General features: G+C 70.9%; 20 protein-coding genes. 12 read left to right on the forward strand and 8 right to left on the reverse strand.

Going from position 1 to position 18,422, the window contains the following annotated elements; translation table 11 throughout:
- Positions 1 to 64: 64 nt before the first annotated feature.
- On the reverse strand, positions 65 to 790 hold the full coding sequence (locus tag H0H10_RS36445) for an SDR family NAD(P)-dependent oxidoreductase (RefSeq protein ID WP_188185477.1): 726 nt from the start codon (positions 788 to 790) through the stop codon (positions 65 to 67).
- Between the two features lie 191 nt (positions 791 to 981).
- Complete coding sequence (locus H0H10_RS36450) at positions 982 to 2,310, reverse strand: MFS transporter (RefSeq protein WP_188185478.1); 1,329 nt, start codon at positions 2,308 to 2,310, stop codon at positions 982 to 984.
- A gap of 170 nt (positions 2,311 to 2,480) precedes the next feature.
- On the opposite strand from H0H10_RS36450, the gene H0H10_RS36455 reads away from it, so the two are divergent.
- On the forward strand, positions 2,481 to 3,044 hold the full coding sequence (locus tag H0H10_RS36455; protein ID WP_188185479.1) for a DinB family protein: 564 nt from the start codon (positions 2,481 to 2,483) through the stop codon (positions 3,042 to 3,044).
- A gap of 27 nt (positions 3,045 to 3,071) precedes the next feature.
- Here the strand turns inward: H0H10_RS36455 and H0H10_RS36460 are convergent, their stop codons facing one another.
- Entirely contained in the window at positions 3,072 to 3,827 is a 756-nt protein-coding gene (locus H0H10_RS36460; RefSeq protein ID WP_188185480.1) for an SDR family NAD(P)-dependent oxidoreductase, read from the reverse strand.
- Positions 3,828 to 3,985: 158 nt separating this feature from the next.
- Between H0H10_RS36460 and H0H10_RS36465 the strand changes: the two genes are divergently transcribed.
- Together H0H10_RS36465 and H0H10_RS36470 are read left to right on the forward strand one after the other, a co-directional pair.
- A complete protein-coding gene (locus H0H10_RS36465) occupies positions 3,986 to 4,852 on the forward strand; it encodes a helix-turn-helix transcriptional regulator (protein WP_188185481.1) in 867 nt (288 codons plus the stop codon).
- Between the two features lie 10 nt (positions 4,853 to 4,862).
- On the forward strand, positions 4,863 to 5,861 hold the full coding sequence (locus H0H10_RS36470; RefSeq protein ID WP_188185482.1) for an aldo/keto reductase family protein: 999 nt from the start codon (positions 4,863 to 4,865) through the stop codon (positions 5,859 to 5,861).
- Positions 5,862 to 5,894: 33 nt separating this feature from the next.
- On the opposite strand, the gene H0H10_RS36475 is transcribed toward H0H10_RS36470, so the two are convergent.
- The 4 genes from H0H10_RS36475 to H0H10_RS36490 form a co-directional block, all read right to left on the reverse strand.
- Complete coding sequence (locus H0H10_RS36475; RefSeq protein WP_188185483.1) at positions 5,895 to 7,514, reverse strand: VWA domain-containing protein; 1,620 nt, start codon at positions 7,512 to 7,514, stop codon at positions 5,895 to 5,897.
- Between the two features lie 20 nt (positions 7,515 to 7,534).
- Positions 7,535 to 8,725, reverse strand: a complete 1,191-nt coding sequence (locus H0H10_RS36480) for an AAA family ATPase (protein ID WP_188185484.1) — start codon at positions 8,723 to 8,725, stop codon at positions 7,535 to 7,537.
- Positions 8,726 to 8,881: 156 nt separating this feature from the next.
- A complete protein-coding gene (locus H0H10_RS36485) occupies positions 8,882 to 9,973 on the reverse strand; it encodes an amidinotransferase (protein WP_188185485.1) in 1,092 nt (363 codons plus the stop codon).
- A gap of 211 nt (positions 9,974 to 10,184) precedes the next feature.
- On the reverse strand, positions 10,185 to 11,081 hold the full coding sequence (locus H0H10_RS36490; protein WP_188185486.1) for an NAD(P)-dependent oxidoreductase: 897 nt from the start codon (positions 11,079 to 11,081) through the stop codon (positions 10,185 to 10,187).
- A 109-nt stretch (positions 11,082 to 11,190) separates the two neighbouring features.
- Between H0H10_RS36490 and H0H10_RS36495 the strand changes: the two genes are divergently transcribed.
- The 7 genes from H0H10_RS36495 (at position 11,191) to H0H10_RS36525 (ending at position 16,254) form a co-directional block, all read left to right on the forward strand.
- Complete coding sequence (locus H0H10_RS36495; protein ID WP_188185487.1) at positions 11,191 to 11,772, forward strand: TetR/AcrR family transcriptional regulator; 582 nt, start codon at positions 11,191 to 11,193, stop codon at positions 11,770 to 11,772.
- Positions 11,773 to 11,898: 126 nt separating this feature from the next.
- Entirely contained in the window at positions 11,899 to 12,543 is a 645-nt protein-coding gene (locus H0H10_RS36500; RefSeq protein ID WP_223180993.1) for a DNA alkylation repair protein, read from the forward strand.
- 127 nt (positions 12,544 to 12,670) lie between these two features.
- On the forward strand, positions 12,671 to 13,081 hold the full coding sequence (locus H0H10_RS36505; protein ID WP_188185489.1) for a VOC family protein: 411 nt from the start codon (positions 12,671 to 12,673) through the stop codon (positions 13,079 to 13,081).
- A gap of 81 nt (positions 13,082 to 13,162) precedes the next feature.
- Entirely contained in the window at positions 13,163 to 13,684 is a 522-nt protein-coding gene (locus H0H10_RS36510) for a helix-turn-helix transcriptional regulator (RefSeq protein ID WP_188185490.1), read from the forward strand.
- A gap of 5 nt (positions 13,685 to 13,689) precedes the next feature.
- On the forward strand, positions 13,690 to 14,361 hold the full coding sequence (locus tag H0H10_RS36515) for a VOC family protein (RefSeq protein ID WP_306420996.1): 672 nt from the start codon (positions 13,690 to 13,692) through the stop codon (positions 14,359 to 14,361).
- Positions 14,362 to 14,413: 52 nt separating this feature from the next.
- Positions 14,414 to 14,896 (forward strand): iron chaperone, encoded by a 483-nt coding sequence (locus tag H0H10_RS36520; protein ID WP_188185492.1) that lies wholly within the window; start codon positions 14,414 to 14,416, stop codon positions 14,894 to 14,896.
- Between the two features lie 209 nt (positions 14,897 to 15,105).
- Positions 15,106 to 16,254, forward strand: a complete 1,149-nt coding sequence (locus H0H10_RS36525; protein WP_188185493.1) for a hypothetical protein — start codon at positions 15,106 to 15,108, stop codon at positions 16,252 to 16,254.
- 39 nt (positions 16,255 to 16,293) lie between these two features.
- Here H0H10_RS36525 and H0H10_RS36530 read toward each other — a convergent pair whose 3' ends face one another.
- A complete protein-coding gene (locus H0H10_RS36530; protein ID WP_188185494.1) occupies positions 16,294 to 16,713 on the reverse strand; it encodes an arsenate reductase ArsC in 420 nt (139 codons plus the stop codon).
- A 109-nt stretch (positions 16,714 to 16,822) separates the two neighbouring features.
- Between H0H10_RS36530 and H0H10_RS36535 the strand changes: the two genes are divergently transcribed.
- Positions 16,823 to 17,131, forward strand: coding sequence for an ArsR/SmtB family transcription factor (locus H0H10_RS36535; RefSeq protein ID WP_188185495.1), 309 nt, complete (start codon positions 16,823 to 16,825; stop codon positions 17,129 to 17,131).
- A complete protein-coding gene (gene arsB / locus H0H10_RS36540) occupies positions 17,128 to 18,213 on the forward strand; it encodes an ACR3 family arsenite efflux transporter (protein ID WP_188185496.1) in 1,086 nt (361 codons plus the stop codon). The genes H0H10_RS36535 and arsB overlap by 4 nt, the downstream gene beginning before the upstream one ends.
- The last annotated feature ends 209 nt before the right edge of the window (positions 18,214 to 18,422 follow it).

Genomic DNA, 18,422 nt, shown 5'->3' on the forward strand with positions numbered 1-18,422 from the left:
GGAACGGGCGCTGCCGCAGCTCGCCACGAGCGCGGAGCCCCTGGCCCCGCATGGCCGCGATCGGTCAGAGCGCGGTGCCCGTCTCCTCGGCCAGCGTCCGCAGGAGGCGGTCCTGGAACTCCTCGTCCTGCACCGCGCGGTGCGGCTGCAGCCGCCGGCGGTGGTACCAGTACCCGCCCGAGGTCAGGGCCTCGGGTTCGTCGCTGGAGGCGAGCCACTCCTGTGTGCGATGGCCGAGCTCCAGATCGTCCGGTGCGCCCGGTCCGCCCATCTTGGTCGGTACCCAGCCCGGGTCCACGGCGTTGCTCAGCACCTCGGGGCGCAGGCGGGCCACCGCGGCCGCGAGTGTCGTGACGAACAGCTTGCTGTCGGAGTACGAGCCCGCGCTCCGGCCGCGCCAGTCGACCCCGGCGAGTGAGGGGCGACCGTCGAAGTGCGAGCTGCTGCTCAGGTACACCAGCCGGCGCGGCCCCTGGAGCAGGGCGGTGAGCAGGTACGGTGCGACGACGTTGACCGGCATGACCGCAGGCCCGCTCCATACGCCGGCGTTGTGGATGACCGCGTCGAGCGGCTTCACGTCGTTCAGCTCGGCGGCGACGCGCCGTACGGCATCACGTTCGGTGAAGTCGCCCACGACGATGTCCGCCCCGCGGTCGACGAGTGCGCGGAGGGCGGCCGCGCGTTCCTGACTCCGGGCGTGCACCACGACGTCGTGTCCGGCGGACAGCAGTGCATCCGCCGCGGCGCGTCCGAGGCCGTCCGAGGAACCCGTCACCAGGATCCGGCTCACGAGCGCACCTCCCCTCGGACGCGCGAGGCCCGGCCGTCGACGCGGTCGGCGCCAGGACCGTGGATGACTGCTCCTCGCATGGGGGTTCTCCTTCCCTTCGTGGCCGCCCGCCCGGCTCGGCCGGGTTCTCGGGGACCTCCATTGAAGCCGAGGAAAGCCATCCGGTCCGGGACGTCGGCCGCGCGTCACCGTCACGTGCGCCGTGAACGGGCCCGGTCCGCGAGGACCTTGATGGAGGCCAGGGCGATGAGCGACAGCGCGATGATGTAGCCGGAGACGGCCATCGACGTGCCGGTCGCCTCCAGGAGCAGCACCATGACGAAGGGCGCGAGCCCGCCGCCGCCGACGGCCGCGATCTGGTAGCCGAGGGAGGCGCCGGTGTAGCGCATCTCGGGCGTGAACAGCTCGGCGAAGAGGGCGGCCTGGGGGCCGTACATGATACTGAGGAAGCAGCTGGCGACGAAGGTGCCGACGGCCAGCCACAGCAGCGAGCCGGTGTCGATCAGGAGGAACAGCGGCACGGCCCACAGGGCGATGCCGGCCGCGCCGAGCGCGTAGATCCGGATGCGGCCGATCCGGTCGGACAGTGCGGCCGAGGCCGGGATCAGCACGAGCTGGGTGAGGCTGACGCCGAGGGAGACCGCGAGCACCGGGCCGCGGTCCATGTCCAGTTCGCGGGTGGTGTAGTCGAGGACACCGGTGATGAGGATGTAGAACGTCGCGGTGTTCACGGCGAAGGAACCGCCGGCCAGCAGCACCGTGCCGAGGTGACCGCGCAGGATCGTGCGCAGGGGAGAGGTGCGCTCGGTCTGCTCCTTCTCGGCCAGGGCGCGTTCGGCCTCGCGGAACTCCGGGGTCTCCTCGACGCGGGTGTGGATGTACCAGGCCAGGCCGAGGACGAGCAGCCCCACCAGGAACGGCACCCGCCAGCCCCAGGCCTCGAACGCCGATTCGGAGGTGAGCGCCCCGGCCAGCAGGAAGACGCTGTTGGCGGTGACCACGCCGATCGGGACGCCGAGCTGGACGACACTGCCGTACACGCCGCGCTTGCCCTCGGGGGCGTACTCGGTGGCCAGCAGCATCGCGCCGCCCCACTGCGCGCCGACGGCGACGCCCTGGGCGATGCGCAGGAGGACCAGCAGGATCGGGGCGGCGATGCCGATCGTGTCGTACGTCGGCAGCAGGCCGATGCCGGTGGTGGCCAGGCCCATCAGGGTGAGGGCGAGGACCAGCATCGGCTTGCGGCCCTTCTTGTCACCGAGCTGGCCTGCGACGATGCCGCCGAGCGGGCGGGCCAGGAAGCCGACGGCGAAGGTGGCGAAGGCCGCCATGACCCCGGCGGTGGGGCTGCCGGCCGGGAAGTACAGGTCGCCGAGGACGAGCGCGGCGGCGATGCCGAAGACGAAGTAGTCGTACCACTCCACGGCCGAGGCGAGAGCGGCGGCCGTGGCCACACGGCGGCGGTTGGGGACGGCCGGGGCGGTGGCGGGGAGGGGCTGGGCGGACGGGGCTGTGTCCATGCGTACACGCTCCGATGGGTGCGAGGGGGACGTTCCCCGGGACCGTACTGACCGGACGGTATGTGGTCAACGGTCGTGCACGAGGTCGGTGAGACGGGGGCCACGGCGTCCGACACGGCTGTCGGGAGGGAATCTGGCGGGCTCGGGCGCTCGCGCACGAAGATGGGCGCATGAGCGACCAACCCGCACGATGGAGCCGCGCGACCGTCTACCCCGACATGTGGGCCGACCCGGACGACGACCCCCGCCACAGCGACGGAGCCCGTCCGGAGGGTGAGCTCGCGACGCTGCGGTACTTCCTGACGAACTACCGCGCGACCCTGCTGATGAAGTGCGACGGCCTGGACGCGGAGCAGATGGCCCGCCGGTCGGTTCCACCGTCGACGATGTCGCTGCTCGGCCTGGTTCGCCACCTCGCCGAGGTGGAACGGGACTGGCTCAACTGGATCACCGACGGCGATCCGCTGCCGAAGCTGTACGGCGACGACGGCGACCCCGACTTCGACGGAGCCGTGCCCGAGCAGGCCGAGGTCGACGCCGCGTACGCGGCCCTGGCCCGCGAACAGGCGGCCACCGACGCCGCGCTGGCCGAGCACCCCGACCTGGGCCACCGCCTGGGCAAGGACAAGATCTCGGTGCGGGAGTTGATGGTGCACAGGATCGAGGAGTACGCCCGCCACTGCGGCCACGCCGACCTGTTGCGTGAGCGCATCGACGGCCGGGTGGGCCAGTGAGAGCCGGCCCAGGCGGTGAGCCGGCGGTCAGTGCGCGGTGAGTCCGCCGTCGACGACGAACTCCGCCCCGGTGATGAACGAGGACTCGTCGCCGGCCAGGAACAGCATCATGGGAGCGATCTCTTCGGGCCGGCCGGCGCGCCGCATCGGGGTCCGCAGGATGTCGGGCTGCTGATCACCCTCCTCGTCGAGGATCTCCTGGATCATGGGCGTCGCGATGACTCCCGGGTGCACGGAGTTCACGCGCACGCCCCGGGTCGCGTACTCCACGGCGGCGGTCTTGGTCAGCAGGCGTACCGCTCCCTTGGACGCCTGGTACGCGACGGCGGCCCCGCTGCCGATCAGCCCCAGCACGGACGAGGTGTTGATCACCGAGCCGTTGCCGCCGGCGCGCAGCAGCGGCATGGCCGCCTTCATGCCAAGCCAGGTGCCGGTCTGATTCACCGCGATGACCCGGTCCCATCCCTGTTGATCGGTGTCCTCGACGCCGGGCCAGTCCACGATGCCGGCGACGTTCACCAGCACGTCCAGCCGCCCGAAGCGCCGCTCGACGAGGGCCATGACCTCGCTCCACCGCTGTGCCGAGGTCACGTCCAGGCCGGTGCCGACGGCCTCGGCGCCGTCGTTCTCCAGGCGTGCCGCGAACTGCGCCGCGGCGTCGGCGGCGGCATCGGTGACCACGAGACGTGCTCCTTCGCGGGCGAACAGCTCCGCGGTGGCTCGGCCGATGCCCCCCGTCGCGCCGGTGATCAGCGCGGTCTTTCCCGCCAGACGTCCCATCATGATGATGATTGCCTCGATTCCCTGTCTTCGGCTCGCGACCCGTGCATCCGTCGCTCTCCACCGAGAATGGGCAGGTCGGCAGAGGCCGGCCAGGGCGCGCGCTGCCTGGGTGCGGCGCACCCGGGCAGCGTCCACCGGTCCTTGCCTAGCCTGGACACATGACCGACAACCACCTGGGCGACTTCCTCCGCGCACGCCGCGCCGACCTGCGTCCCGAGGACGTCGACATGGCGAGCTACGGGACACGCAAGGTCGCCGGACTGCGCCGCGAGGAGGTCGCCGTCCTGGCCGGGGTCAACGTCGACTACTACACCCGCTTGGAACAGGGACGCGAGCGCAACCCCTCGCCCCAGGTGCTCGACGCCCTCAGCCGCGCCCTGCGGCTCGATACGGACGCCCGCGCGCACCTGTTCCGGCTGGCCGGGCAGACACCGGGCGACCAGGTCGGCACCCACACCACCGAACGGGTCGGTCCGGCACTGCGCCAGCTGATGGACGGCTACCCGAACACACCCGCGCTCGTCCTCAACCGGACCCTGGACATCCTCGCGGCCAACGCTCTGGCCGACGCTCTCTACTCTCCCTTCGACCCGGCGGACAACCTGGCGCGGATGACGTTCCTCGACCCCGCAGGCCGGCACTTCTACACGGACTGGGACCGGGCCGCCCAGGCCACCGTCGCCAACCTGCGCCACGCGGCGGGCTTCGACCCGAACCAGCCGCGGCTGCGCGCCCTGGTCCGCACCCTCACCGAGCACAGCCCGCAGTTCACCCGCCTCTGGAACGCCCACACCGTGCGCGGCAAGACGCAGGAACCCAAGCACCTCCTCCACCCCGACGTCGGCGCCCTCACCCTCACCTACCAGGCCTTCGACGTACGCGACGCACCCGGCCAGCAGCTCGTCATCTACCACGCCGAACCGGGCAGCCCCAGCGCCCAGGCGCTCGGCCTCCTGGGCTCCCTCCACGCCGCCCGGCGCCACGACGAGCCCGTCGGCCCGTGGACACGGGACCGGACCACCTGAAGGAGCAACCATGCGGTACCGCACACTCGGCAGCTCGGACCTGCAGGTCTCCGAGATTTCGCTCGGGTCCTGGCTCACCTACTCCGGCGGCATCGAGGCGGACACGACCCGTGCCTGCACGGAGGCGGCGTTCGACGCGGGCGTCAACTTCTTCGACACCGCCAACGTCTACGGGCAGGGCGCCGCGGAGACGGCCTGGGGCGAGATCCTCTCGGCCCACCCGCGCGACTCCTACGTCCTGGCCACCAAGGTGTACTTCCCGATGTCGGACGACCCGGCCGACCAGGGCCTGTCCCCGGCGCAGATCGCCCAGCAGATCGACGCCTCCCTCACCCGCCTGAAGACCGACTACGTCGACCTCTACCAGGCGCACCGCTTCGACCCCACCGTCCCGATCGAGGACACGATCGAGGCGTTTCAGAAGGTCGTCGAGCAGGGCAAGGCCCGCTACATCGGCTTCAGCGAATGGACCCCCGAACAGATCCGGGCCGCGATCGACATCGCCGGCCCCGGCCTGTTCGTCTCCTCCCAGCCCCAGTACTCGATGCTGTGGCAGGCCCCCGAGGCCGAGGTCTTCGGCCTGTGCGCCACGCACGGCATCTCCCAGATCGTCTGGTCCCCCCTCGCCCAGGGCGTCCTCACCGGCAAGTACAAGCCCGGACGGCCCGTCCCCGAGGGAAGCCGGTTCGCCTCCGCCGACATGGCCGTCTCCCAGGACCTCGTCTACAGCGACGCCGCCCTCGAAGCGGTCCAGCGCCTCGTGCCCGTCGCCGAGCAGGCCGGGATGAGCATGCCCACCCTGGCGCTCGCCTGGGTCCTGCGCCGCAGCGAGGTCGCCTCCGCGATCACCGGTGCCTCCCGCCCCGAACAGGTCCACGCCAACGCCGCCGCCTCCGGCGTGGAGCTGTCCGACGACGTGCTGGCCGCCGTCGACCGGGCCCTCGGCGACGTCCCCGTCACCGAACCCACCCTCGCCCCCGGCGCGCAGACCGGCGTCAAGCACCGCTGACCGGGTGCCGCCGTCCCGGCGACGGCACCGCGGTCAGATCAAGCGGAAGAGGTCGGCGGCGGCGTGGACGTCGGTGAGGTCCTCGATGGAGCGGAGGTTGTCGCAGAGGGCGTCCAGTACGGAGTCGGCTTCGCCGACGCGGGGGGCGCCGACGGCCACGCCGAAGACGCGGAAGCCCAGCCGGTGTTTGGCGTCGTTCCAGTCGCGCATCCATTGCTCGGTGACGCCGCAGTCGTCGTCGGTGAGCATCACGATGTCGCCCCGTGCGCGGGCGGAGGCGTCGAACTCCTCCTCCAGCAGTTCGCCGGCCGCTGAAAGCGGCGTCTGGTAGCTGGTTCCGCCGCCGAGGAAGGACTCCGCGAAGTCGAGCACCCGGGCGATGCCGGCCGGCTGGTCGGCCGGGAAGCGGAACACCTGGATCCGGTCGGCGGCGGAGAACAGGATGCCGACGAAGTCACGCCCGGCGTGACGGGCCTGGTCCAGCAGCGCCAGGGCGCACGCCTTGGCCCACGCCTCCCGGGTGACTCCGCCGGGCCCCGCCTCGTACATGGAGTGCGAGGTGTCCACGCACGCGATGATGGCGCCCTGGCCGGTGGTCTGCTCGCCCTGGCTGTCGTAGAGCATCAGCTCCCCGGCGGCGTAGCGGGCGGCGAAGACCGCACGCAGCTCGGGCAGGCCGAGGTTGGCCAGCTCGGAGGGGATGACCCGCGAGAGGTCGCTGCCGAGTGTGACGCCGACCAGCTCCCCGGAGGCGTTCTCCACCTTGCGCGCACGCCCACCGCCGGCCATCTGCCTAAAGCGGCCGATCAGCTCGGCCCACTGGGCGAGACGGCCGGAGCGCAGCCGCTCGGCGAGCCGCGCACGCTGGTCGAACGGCATCCGCTCCAGCTCCCCGGGGCCGACGCCCCAAGCGCGCATCAGCGCCGCCTCCTGGCGCGCGGCCCGGGCGGCCTTCGCCGCCGCGTTCCGCGCGGCGGCACGGACGCCGGGGGCCGCCGCAGCGAGGGCCGGAGCGGTGTCCTGGACGGCCTGCCGCGCAGCCGCCTCGGCGGCCTCGGCGTTCCTGATCGCCTGTCGTACGGCGTCGGCGGCAGGTGCCGGGACGGTGCCGTCCTCGTCGGCCTCGGCGGCGGCCTGCTGGAGCGCCTCGCCGACGGCGTTGGCCGCGCCCTCGGTGGCCTGCTGGGCCTGCCTCGCCTGTTCCGCCTGTTCCTGGGCGTCCCGGGAGCGTTCCAGCATCCCGCGCAGCGCGGCGGCCTGGGCGAGTACGGCCATGGCGGCGGCGTAGGGGTCGCCGGCCGTCTCCCGGTGCAGCTCGGCGAACTCCGGCGACTCCACCAGTGAGGTGACGACCTGGTGGTTGACCAGCCGGCCGGGGTCCATCTCGGCGGGCTCGCGCAACCGCGGGCGGACCTTGTAGGCGGCCAGGAACGCGTCGCACAGGAGGTCGGTGCCGGAGTCGTGGCGTTCGTTCAGCTCCTCGGCCAGTTCGCGCAGTCCGGCCGACTGCTCGTAGGTGTCGCGCCAGGCGATCCGGTCGAACCGGTCGGCGACCACGGCCGCCGTGTGCCGCTCGGGAGCGGCAGCGGGCAGGCCCAGCCACTTCCCGGCCCGGCTCGCGAGCTCGTTGAGCGTGCTCGGTGTCGTCTCCATGGTCTTGATCGGCCCGGTGCTCAGAGCTGGGCCTGCACCATGCTCGCGTCCACGCCGAGGGCCTCGGTGAGAACGCGGGCGCGCACGGCGCGCTGGCGGCCGCTGACCCGGTCGATGGCGGCGGTGGAGCGGCCGGCGCTCGCCGCCTCCTCGCGCAGCTTCTCCAGCCGCTTGCCCGCCATGGCGAGCTTGTTGTGGGCGTTCTTGATGACCCATTCGCTCAGTGCCTCGCGGGACTGCCCGGCCATGGCGTCGAGCTGGGCCTCCAGCTCCTCGATGACGTCGGCCAGGTCGAGCGCTTCCTTGGCGTCGGGGTTGACCAGGTGCAGCACCTCGCGCTCGACGGCCGGGCGTTCGGCGGGGGAGTCCCACAGCACATGGGTCAGCACCGACAGGTCGGTCTCGGCGACCGCCGGGCGGCCGTCGAGGTACGCGGACGCCTGGAGCAGGCGCACCGCCTGCCGCCAGCGGCGGTCGGAGGCGACGAGTTCCCTGCGGCGCAGGGCGGCCCGCAGCGTGCACACCGCGTCCACGATGGCGTCGGGGACGTCCACGGCAGGGACGGCTTCGGTCACGGCGTGCTGCAACGCGGCCAGCTCGACCGTGGTCCGTGCCGGTGCCGCGGGGCGGCTGACGGCGGAGCGGACCAGCGCGGCGAAGTTCGAGGGGTCCTCCAGGTACTTGACCTCGATCCGCACCAGCAGCCGGTCGTAGATCGCGGCCGAATCCTCTCCGCCGGGCAGTTCGTTGCTCGCCGTGATGGCTCCGATCAGGGGGCAGCGGATCGGCTCGCCGCCGCTCTCGGGGTGGTAGATCCGTTCGTTCAGGTAGCCCAACGTCTCGTTCAGCGCCGCCGTGGAGCACTTGAAGATCTCGTCGATGAACGCGACGTGCGCGGTCGTGGCGCGGCCGTCGTAGACCTGGCGGTACTCACCCCGGGCCAGCGCGGCGACGTCGATGGGACCGAACATCCTCGTCGGCGCGGTGAACTTCGACAGCAGGATCTCCCAGTAGGCCGCCCCCTCGATCCTGCCCGTGAGCTCCCGGGCCATCTCCGACTTCGCCGTTCCGGGCGGGCCCAGTACCAGCGAGTGCTGCCCGGCCAGCAGCGTCACCACCAGCGTCCGCACCACGTCGTCCCGCTCGTAGAAACGGTCCGACATTTCGTCGCTGATCGCCCGCAGCCGCTTGGCCGTGTCCTGCGCATCCATAGTCAACCCCTCGCCTCGCGCGCCCGGTTGGGCCGTCGAGGCGCCCCTTCCCTCCGAAGCCATGACGAAGTGACAAAATATCCGAAGCCGGAGAGCGGTCACCCCGGCGGCCACGACACCCTCCCACCGGCCCCCGCTCGGCTCTCGGGACGCGTCTCAGTCGCAGTACGACTCCAGCGTGCCGCGGCGCCGGATGTCGAGTGTCGCGCAGTGGAAGGATCCACCGAACGGCGCGTAGTGCAGCAGATCGCACGGGATCGGCTCGAACCCCCATCCTTCGAGCGCCCGCAGCATCTGGGTGTGGTGCCGCTCCGCGATCACGCGCTTCTCGTCGACCATGAGGACGTTCATGTTGAGCCACTTGCCGCACATCGAGGTGATCCTGAGCAGCCGGTCGTCGATCGGGTCGGGCTCCGGGGCGACCAGGATGTCCCAAGAACTCAGGGCGTCGGGGAGGCGGTCCTTGTCGATGTACTCGGGATTGACCAGCGCCTTGCCGGGCCCGAGCAGGACGAATGTGGTGTCGATGTGCATGGGCGTACGGCAGCGGCTCTCGATCTCGTGGATGCGGTAGCCGGGTCCGAGATGACGGCGCAGCCACTCGATGCCCATGCGGTTGGTGACGTTGCTCCTCGTCACGAACAGGTCGCGTCCCGCGCGCATGAAATCCGCCGCGTCGAACACGGGCTCGAACTCGGTGAGGATGTAGCGCATGGGCTCGCCGGCACCGGGGACGCGGAAGCCGGGCTCGAACAGTTCGTCGGTGAGCTGCGGCTTGGGTGCCGCCGTCCAGCGCGCTCCGCGCCGGAAGTAGTCCTTGAGCACCGGGCGATAGGAGTGGGTTTCGAAGTACCGGCACGGCCATGCCATCGGCGTCTCGATGATCTCGTCGCCGATCACCAGCATGCTGTCCCGCGGGCAGGTGTTGCAGAAGCCACGTGAGGACCAGTCGGGCGTGCCGAAGCGCTTGTGGTGGTCCACGGGCTCCGGCCGCCTGACCGTGATGCCGAGTGATCCGAGGAGGGCGATGAACTGATCGAGCTCGTGCTGCGCGCGCTCGATCAGGGCGCGCGGATACCGGAAGCCGGCGGCAAGCCCTTGCAGACGCGCCGCCCACGGCGGGACGTTGCAGGCCACGACCGGATGGGCGGAGGGGATCGTCGCGCCCTCCAGACGACCGACGATGATCTCCTCCAGCGGGTCCCACTCGTTGTGGGAATCGACGGGAGAACGTGTCGGCGTGCTCATGAATCCACCTCCGCTGCCATCAGGTCTCGGCGCACGTCCAGCGGGTCGGTTCGCGCCCGTGGAACCAGCCCTGCGGCTGTCCCACCGTTTCCGGCTCGATGGGCCTGTACCCCGTGACAGCCGTCGATCTACGCGTCCGCGCGCACTGCGGAACTTCTGGTCGAAGCCGGCCCGTGGGCGCGGAGGCAGCCGGTACGGCCACCTCCGCCGTTCACGACCGTGGCGGTGCCTCGCCCTTCGTCATGAGCTCCACCAGGCTGGAGAAACTGTCCGCCGCGTGCCCGGCGTCCATGCCGCGCCGGAAGAGGCCGGCGACGGCGGCCGGAAGGGCGGTGTCGACGCCCGCGTCGGCGTTGGTGTGCAGGACGTGCTCGACACTGGCCGTCCCCATGCTCAGGCGGTCCACGTCGCCGAGGTGGTGACCGGCGTCGATGCGTTCGGCGTAGAAGGCGAAGAAGCCGGGCAGTGAGTTCGCGGTCTCGGTGGCGTGCGGCAGGATGTCGGCCGCGGTCAGGCCGTTCGCACGGGCGAGGGCGATCGCCTGCCAGTAGCTCAGCATGGACGTCCAGAACATCACCATGCCGAGCTGGTAGAAGAGCGCGGCGAGACCCGGGTCCTCCCCCCGGTGGTCCGTCCTGCCGGTGATGACTTCGAGCAGGGGCCGATGCCTGTCGAACGTCTCGCGCGGGCCGCTGTAGAAGGTGGCCGAGTCGGGCTGCCCGATGCCGGAGGGCGGCACGGTGATGCCGCCGGTCAGGTGCACGGCGCCCCGCTCGGCCGCCCAGCGGGCGGCGGCCCGGGCCCGCTCGGGGGTGTCGGAGCTGAGGTTGACGAGGACCCGGCCGGTCAGCGCCGCGGCGGCGGGGTTCAGCACGTCGTACATCGCCGCGTAGTCCGTGAGGCTGAGGATCACCACCTCATTGGCGGCGAGCGCCTGCTCCACGTCCGGTGCGAGCACCGCGCCGCGGGACACGAGGTCGTCCGCGCGGGAGGAGGTGCGGTTCCACAAGGTGACCGCGTATCCGCGGTCCAGGAATGCCGCGGCGATGGCTCGGCCCATGGGCCCGAGTCCGATCACGGTGACCGACTGCCCGGTTCTGCTGCTCATGAAGCGACCTCCACGCATCTCTAAAACGAACGCTCTACTCAGAGCGGTGCCCGCAACGTACCACGCTCCTGGAACGAACGCTCTACTCAATTACCGGTACGGTGGCCGCATGCAGACCAGCACCCGGGACCGGATCGTCGTCACCGCAGCGCGCCTCCTGCAGCGGCAGGGCTACATCGGAACCGGCATCAAGCAGATCGCCCAGGAGGCACAGGCCACCCTCGGATCCGTCTACCACTTCTTCCCGGGCGGCAAGGAAGCCGTCGCCGTGGCCGCGATCAGGCACAGCAGCCAGGAGTTCGCGGCGCTGCTCCAGAAGACCCTGGACAGCGAGGAGGACCCGGCCGAGGCGGTGAACGCCTGCGCCCGGCGGCTGGCGACGGAACTGCGCGAGTCGGGCTGGACCGACGGCTGCCCCGTCACGGCGGCGGCCCTGGAGACGCTCGGCACCGACTCGGAGATCCAGCAGGTCTGCGCGGACGCACTGCGCGGCTGGGAGCGGCTTGTCCACGACAAGCTGCTGCGGTGCGGCTTCCCCGCCGAGACCGCCCGCGAGTTGGCGACCACCGTCATCAGCGCCTTGGAAGGGGCCGAGGTCACGGCCCAGGTCGCACGCAGCGAGGAACCGCTGCGCGCCGCGGGCCGCCAGCTGGCGCGCCTGGTGCACTCGTACGAGGTCCGGACCGCGTGAGTGCAGCGGCGCGGAGGGCGGTCACGACGGCAGGCCGGCCTCCGTCGTAGGCTGCACTCCGCACGCGAGGGACGGGAGGCGGCGGTGGCCGGGACGACGGCGAGCGGGACGACGGTGGCCGAGGTGATGGCCGAGCTGGCCGAGCTCGCGGACCCGAAGATTCGCGAGGTGAACGAGAGACACGGCGACGATCACGGTGTGAACCTCGGCAAGCTGCGCGCGCTCGCGAAGCGGCTGAAGACGCAGCAGGAACTCGCGTGCCGGCTCTGGGAGACGGACGACACCGCTGCGAGACTGCTGGCGCTCCTGATCTGCCGCCCGAAGGCGTTCGACCGTGACCAGTTGGACGGCATGGTGCGCGAGGCGCGCACACCCAAGGTGCACGACTGGCTCGTGAACTACGTGGTCAAGAAGAACCCGCACGCCGAAGAGCTGTGCGTGGCCTGGACCGCCGATCCGGACCCCGTGGTCGCGAGTGCCGGCTGGGCGCTGACCACGGAACGCGTGGCGAAGAAGCCCGAGGGCCTCGACCTCGCAGGACTGCTCGATGTCGTCGAGGCGGAGATGAAGGACGCCCCGGATCGCCTGCAGTGGGCGATGAACCACTGCCTGGCCCAGATCGGGATCGAGCACCCCGAGTTCCGCAGCCGTGCGATCGGCATCGGTGAGCGCCTGGAGGTGCTCAAGGACTACCCGACCTCCCCGGGCTGCACGTCTCCGTTCGCACCCGTCTGGATCAACGAGATGGTGCGCCGGCAGCAGGCCGGGTAGGAAGAACACCTGCTCACGCCCGTGCCGCCGCTCCCTCGCCACGCGGCCCCCGACACCAGCCGGCCATGAGGGTGTCGATCAGGAATGGAGAAGCGCGGGACGCGGTGCCGCTTCTAGCCTGGTCGCCATGGATATCACCATTCACACGACCGCCCTGCCGCACGTCGACCCGGACGCGTCGCTCGCCTTCTACCGCGACGTCCTCGGCTTCGAGGTCCGCAGCGACGTCGGGCAGGGCAAGATGCGCTGGATCACGGTCGGCCCGGCCGGTCAGCCCGACACGTCCATCCTCCTGGCGCCGCCGGCCGCCGACCCGGGCGTCACCGAGGACGAGCGGCGCACCATCACCGAGATGATGGCCAAGGGCACCTACGGCTGGATCCTGCTGGCCACCCGGAACCTCGACGCCACGTTCGAGCAGGTGCAGGCCGGCGACACCGAGGTCGTCCAGGAGCCGACCGAGCAGCCGTACGGCATCCGCGACTGCGCCTTCCGCGACCCCGCGGGCAACCTCATCCGCATCCAGGAGCTCCGCTGAGCCGGGCCGGCGCCGATGCGTCACCACTCCGGGTACTCGTGGACACCGATGGAAGAGGAAGAAGAGGAAAAGGGGGGTCTCATGTGTCAGCCGGGGTGGCGGCGTGCACGCGTCCAGGCGCAGCGCCTGACCGATCTCGCACGGCTGCGCCGCGTCCGTGACCGGATCGACAGGGAGTACGCGCAGCCGCTGGACGTGGAGGCGCTGGCCCGCGACGCGAACATGTCCGCCGGGCACCTCAGCCGGCAGTTCCGGGCCGCGTACGGCGAGTCGCCGTACGCGTACCTGATGACGCGTCGCATCGCACGCGCGACGGCGCTGCTGCGCCGTGGTGACCTCGGCGTCACCGAGGTCTGCTTCGCCGTCGGCTGCGCGTCGCCGGGCACGTTCACCACCCGCTTCACCGAACTGGTCGGCATGCCGCCCGGAGCCTTCCGGCGCTGGGCGGCCGACGCGGCGCCCGACCGCTCCGGTGCCGCGGGGGCCGCCGACGAGTCCGGCTCCGAGATCACGGTGGAGGGGATGCCGGCGTGTGTGGCGCAGCAGGTGACCGGACCGGTCAGGAATCGAGAAGCCCCGGCCACCAGGCAGCTCGTAGCGTGATGGCCATGGAGAACACCACCGCATCCCAGACGTCCGTCGCATCCGTCACCCTCGAGGTGGCCGACCCGGAGGCCGCCCAGCGCTTCTACGCCGCCTTCGGCGTGGACAGCCGCATACGCCTGCGGGCGTCCGAAGCACACTCCACCGGATTCCGCGGCTTCACCCTGGCGCTCACGGTGGCCCGGCCGGCCATCGTCGACGGCTTCCTCGGCGCCGCCGTGGACGCCGGCGCCACGGTGCTGAAGCCCGCCGCGAAGTCGCTCTGGGGCTACGGCGGCGTCGTACAGGCCCCGGACGGGACGGTCTGGAAGGTCGCGACCCCGGCGAAGAAGGACACCGGTCCCGACACCCGGGAGATCGACGAGGTCGTCCTCCTGCTCGGTGTCGAGGACGTGAAGGCCAGCAAGCAGTTCTACGTCGGCCGGGGCCTGACCGTGGCCAGGAGCTTCGGCGGCAAGTACGCCGAGTTCGCCTCCGCAGAGTCCAGCCCCGTCAAGCTGGCGCTGTACAAACGGCGCGGCCTCGCCAAGGACCTCGGCGTCCCCGCCGACGGCACCGGCTCGCACCGGATCGTCCTCGGCAGCACCGCCGGCCCCTTCACCGACCCGGACGGATTCGCCTGGGAGGCCGCCGCGTCCCTCGCCACGGCACCGGCCACCGCGCCTGAACCCTCCTGACACCCGGTAGTCCCGCACATCCCGCCCCGATCCCGTACGAGAGGAACCCGCCATGCCGAACAGGAAGTCGTCCACCGAGAACGCCGGCACGACCGCCGAGCAGTACAACGGATTCACCGCCGAAGAGCGGGCCGCGATGAAGGAGCACGCGCAGGAGCAGAAGAAGGCGGCGGCCCGGCGCGGTACGCGGGCCGAGAAGGAGGCGGCAGCGGAGCGGGACGTGCTCGCGAAGATCGCCGAGATGCCGGAGTCGGACCGTGTCCTCGCCGAGCGGATCCACGACATCGTCAAGACGGCCGCTCCCTCCCTCACACCGCGGCTCTGGTACGGGATGCCCGCGTACGCCCGCGACGGCAAGGTTCTGTGCTTCTTCCAGGGCGCACAGAAGTTCAAGTCCAGGTACTCCACGCTCGGTTTCAGCGACGAGGCGGAACTCGACGACGGTGCCATGTGGCCGACCGCGTACGCCTTGAAGGAGCTGACCGCGGCCGACGAAGAGCGCATCAGCGCGCTCGTCAAGAAGGCCATGGGCTGACGTCCGCACGATGACATCGCCAACCGTCCCGCGGACGGGCGACCCGAACTGAGCATTGCTCGGCTCCGGGTGGAGTCCGCCCCGCGACCGAGGCCCGGCATCTGGCCTCCGACGGCCGAACCGCCGACAATGGCGGGATGACGTCGCCATCGAGGATGCGGCGCTGGGAGCGGTGGGCCACGGGCGAGGGCGTGCTCCTCAAAGGACCCTTGGCATCGTCCGCCGTCTCGCGCCTGGCCGGAGAGTTGTACCGGGACAAGTCCTCCTGGGCTGCCGGCGCACTTGCCTCCAGCGCGGCGAGCTCGTCGCAGCCTGCCGCCGGCAAGGCTTTCGCGGCGTTGGCCGAGGCGTGCGAAGACCTGCGTACGGCGGGCATCGTGATCCACGCATGCTTGTTGCGGTGCGGCAGCAGAGAGGGCGAAGACGACAGGCCATGGTCCTCGGTCGCCGCGCCCTTGCTCTTCGGAGGATCGCCTCCCCGGCTCGTCCGGTTCCTCGACCACGGGCCGGCCGACGGTGAGCCGTGGACTCGGCCGGAGGGCATCGCCGACCAACTGCTGATGTGCGTGTCCTTCGACTCGCCCCGCCGTCCCGACCTGGAGCAGTTCCTGTCCACCACGGATCAGCCGCTGATCCTGGACAAGTTGGTGGCGCTGTGGCGCGACGACACCCATCTGCCCAACCGGATCGTGACGGACGTGGCCGTCGCGAATCCGCACCTCGTCCCGCCGGGCTCCGGCAAGAACGTGCTCTTGGCGGTGGCGAAGGACCACTTGGAGCTGCTTGATTTCACCCGGGCCGGCACCGTTGACGCCGTGCTCCGCGGTACCCGGCTGCCCAGGACGGACCTGGCCGACAAGTACAGGCGAGTCCTGCGCGCACTGCCTCCGGGCGTGGCGCGGGAGCGCCTGTGCGAAATCGCCACGGTCCGGTTCAACGGAGCCGAAGAGGCCCTGGCGGCCGCGATCGAGGCGGGATATGCGCCTGAACGGCCGCGGGACCGTTTGCTCTTCTTCTACCTCACCGAGCAGTGGGACCGCTACGACGCGCTCGATCCCGACGGGGAACTGCTCTACGCCGCCTATCTCGAAGAAGTCGACCGCTCCGCCGAATTCAGAGCCCACAGCCTGATGTGGGACATCATCAACACCGCCCGCCGCAACGGGCGACCCGACCCTGCCGTTCGACACGTGGAGGAGAACCCGGTGTCCGAGAGCGGGGGATCAGGCGCGCAGCGGGGGACGATCGGCGGATACAGCAGCGACTACGGCAGCGGTGGCGACCACGGCGGCGGTGGTGACTACGGCGGTGGCGGCTACGGCGGTGGCGGCTGGACCGGCGGCAGCTTCCACACGTGAACCGCTACGTGCTCGGCCCGCTCACCCAGCTCACCCTGCTCACGCCTGCTGCCGGGCGTCGATCTCGGCGATCAGGGCCTCGATGCGCGTCCTGATCTCGTCGCGGATGGGGCGGACGGCTTCGACGCCCTTGCCGGCGGGGTCTTCGAGGGCCCAGTCGAGGTACGTCTTGCCGGGGAAGACCGGGCAGGCGTCGCCGCAGCCCATGGTGATGACGTAGTCGGACGCCTGGACGGCCTCGGTGGTCAGCACCTTCGGCTGCTGGTCGGCGATGTCCACGCCGACCTCCTTCATGGCCTCGACGGCGGCGGGGTTGACCTGGTCGCCCGGGACCGAGCCTGCCGAGCGGACCTCGACGCGGTCCCCGGCGAGGTGGCGCAGGAAGCCGGCGGCCATCTGGGAGCGGCCGGCGTTGTGGACGCAGAGGAACAGGACGGAGGCGAGCGGAGCGGAGGGCATGCGTTCTTCCTTCACGTCAGGGGCCTGCCCGGGAGTGCGCACCCCTGCGGCGGGTCCATGAGTCAGCCCGGAGTGGTATCAGCCTCGGGTGATGTGACAGTATCAGCCCATGATGACGTCAGTCGACACTGACCTGATCCGGGTGCTGGCCGACCCGCTCAGGCTCCGGATCGTGACCCTGCTCGCCCGCGAGACGCTGTGCACCACCCACCTGGTGGAGGAGACCGGGGCCAGGCAGACCAACCTCTCCAACCACCTCCGGGTGCTGCGGGAGGCCGGGGTCGTGGAGACCGAGCCGTGCGGCCGCTTCACCTACTACAAGCTCAAGCCCGACGTCATCGCCCGACTCGCGGGCCAGTTCGCCGACCTGGCCGAGTCCGCTCGTACCGCTGCCGAGAACAAGAGGGCCTGTCCGTGACCCGAACCGCTGCCGCGACCGCTGCCGAAGAACGGTCGGTCGTCGCGAAGCTCTCCACCCTGGACCGTTTCCTGGCGGTCTGGATCCTGCTGGCCATGGCGCTCGGCCTGGGCCTGGGCCGGCTGGTCCCCGGCCTGGACGACGCACTCGCGAAGGTCGAGACCGGCGGCGTCTCCCTGCCGATCGCCGTCGGCCTGCTGATCATGATGTACCCGGTTCTCGCCAAGGTCCGCTACGACAGGCTCGACGCCGTCACCGGCGACAAGAAGCTGATGATCTCCTCGCTGGTCGTCAACTGGGTGCTCGGTCCCGCGGTCATGTTCGCGCTCGCGTGGATCTTCCTGCCCGATCTGCCCGAGTACCGCACCGGCCTGATCATCGTCGGCCTGGCCCGCTGTATCGCGATGGTCGTCATCTGGAACGACCTCGCCTGCGGCGACCGTGAGGCGGCCGCCGTCCTCGTCGCCCTGAACTCGGTCTTCCAGGTCGTCGCCTTCGGCGTCCTCGGCTGGTTCTACCTCGACTTCCTGCCCGGCCGGCTCGGCCTCGGGGAGGGCGAGACGCTCGACATCTCGATGGGGAAGATCGCGCTCAACGTCGTCGTCTTCCTCGGCGTGCCCCTGGTGGCAGGTTTCCTGACCCGCCGCATCGGCGAGAAGAAGCTGGGCCGCGAGTCCTACGAGCAGAAGTTCCTGCCGAAAATCGGCCCGTGGGCGCTGTACGGCCTGCTGTTCACCATCGTCATCCTCTTCGCCCTGCAGGGGAAGACGATCACCTCGCAGCCGCTCGACGTGGTCCGCATCGCACTCCCGCTGCTCGTCTACTTCGCGGTCATGTGGTTCGGCACCTTCGCCCTCGGCAAGGCGCTCGGCCTGCACTACGACAGGACGGCGACCCTCGCCTTCACGGCCGCGGGAAACAACTTCGAACTGGCCATCGCGGTCGCCATCGCCACCTTCGGCGTCACCTCCGGCCAGGCCCTCTCCGGTGTCGTCGGACCGCTCATCGAGGTCCCGGTGCTCATCGCCCTGGTGTACGTGTCACTGGCCTGGCGCAGAACCTTCACCCCCGCCCGACGGTAGAACCGCGTCGCGTCCTCGTCCGGTGCCCCGCCCCAGCCCGTGGGGCGGGGCCTCGGCACCAAACCGCGGCCCCCCCGGCCCCTTCACGGCATGCCCACGCATCCGTCCTACGGACGTGCCTCCGATAGCAGTACGCCGAGGCATCACTCGCTGGTCCGGCGGGCAGGCAAGAGGTTGTTCAGTGCGGAACGTCTCAAGGGGGGAGCCCT

Origin of the sequence: Streptomyces griseicoloratus, assembly GCF_014534645.1 — a bacterium.
Taxonomy (GTDB): Bacteria; Actinomycetota; Actinomycetes; order Streptomycetales; family Streptomycetaceae; genus Streptomyces; species Streptomyces griseicoloratus.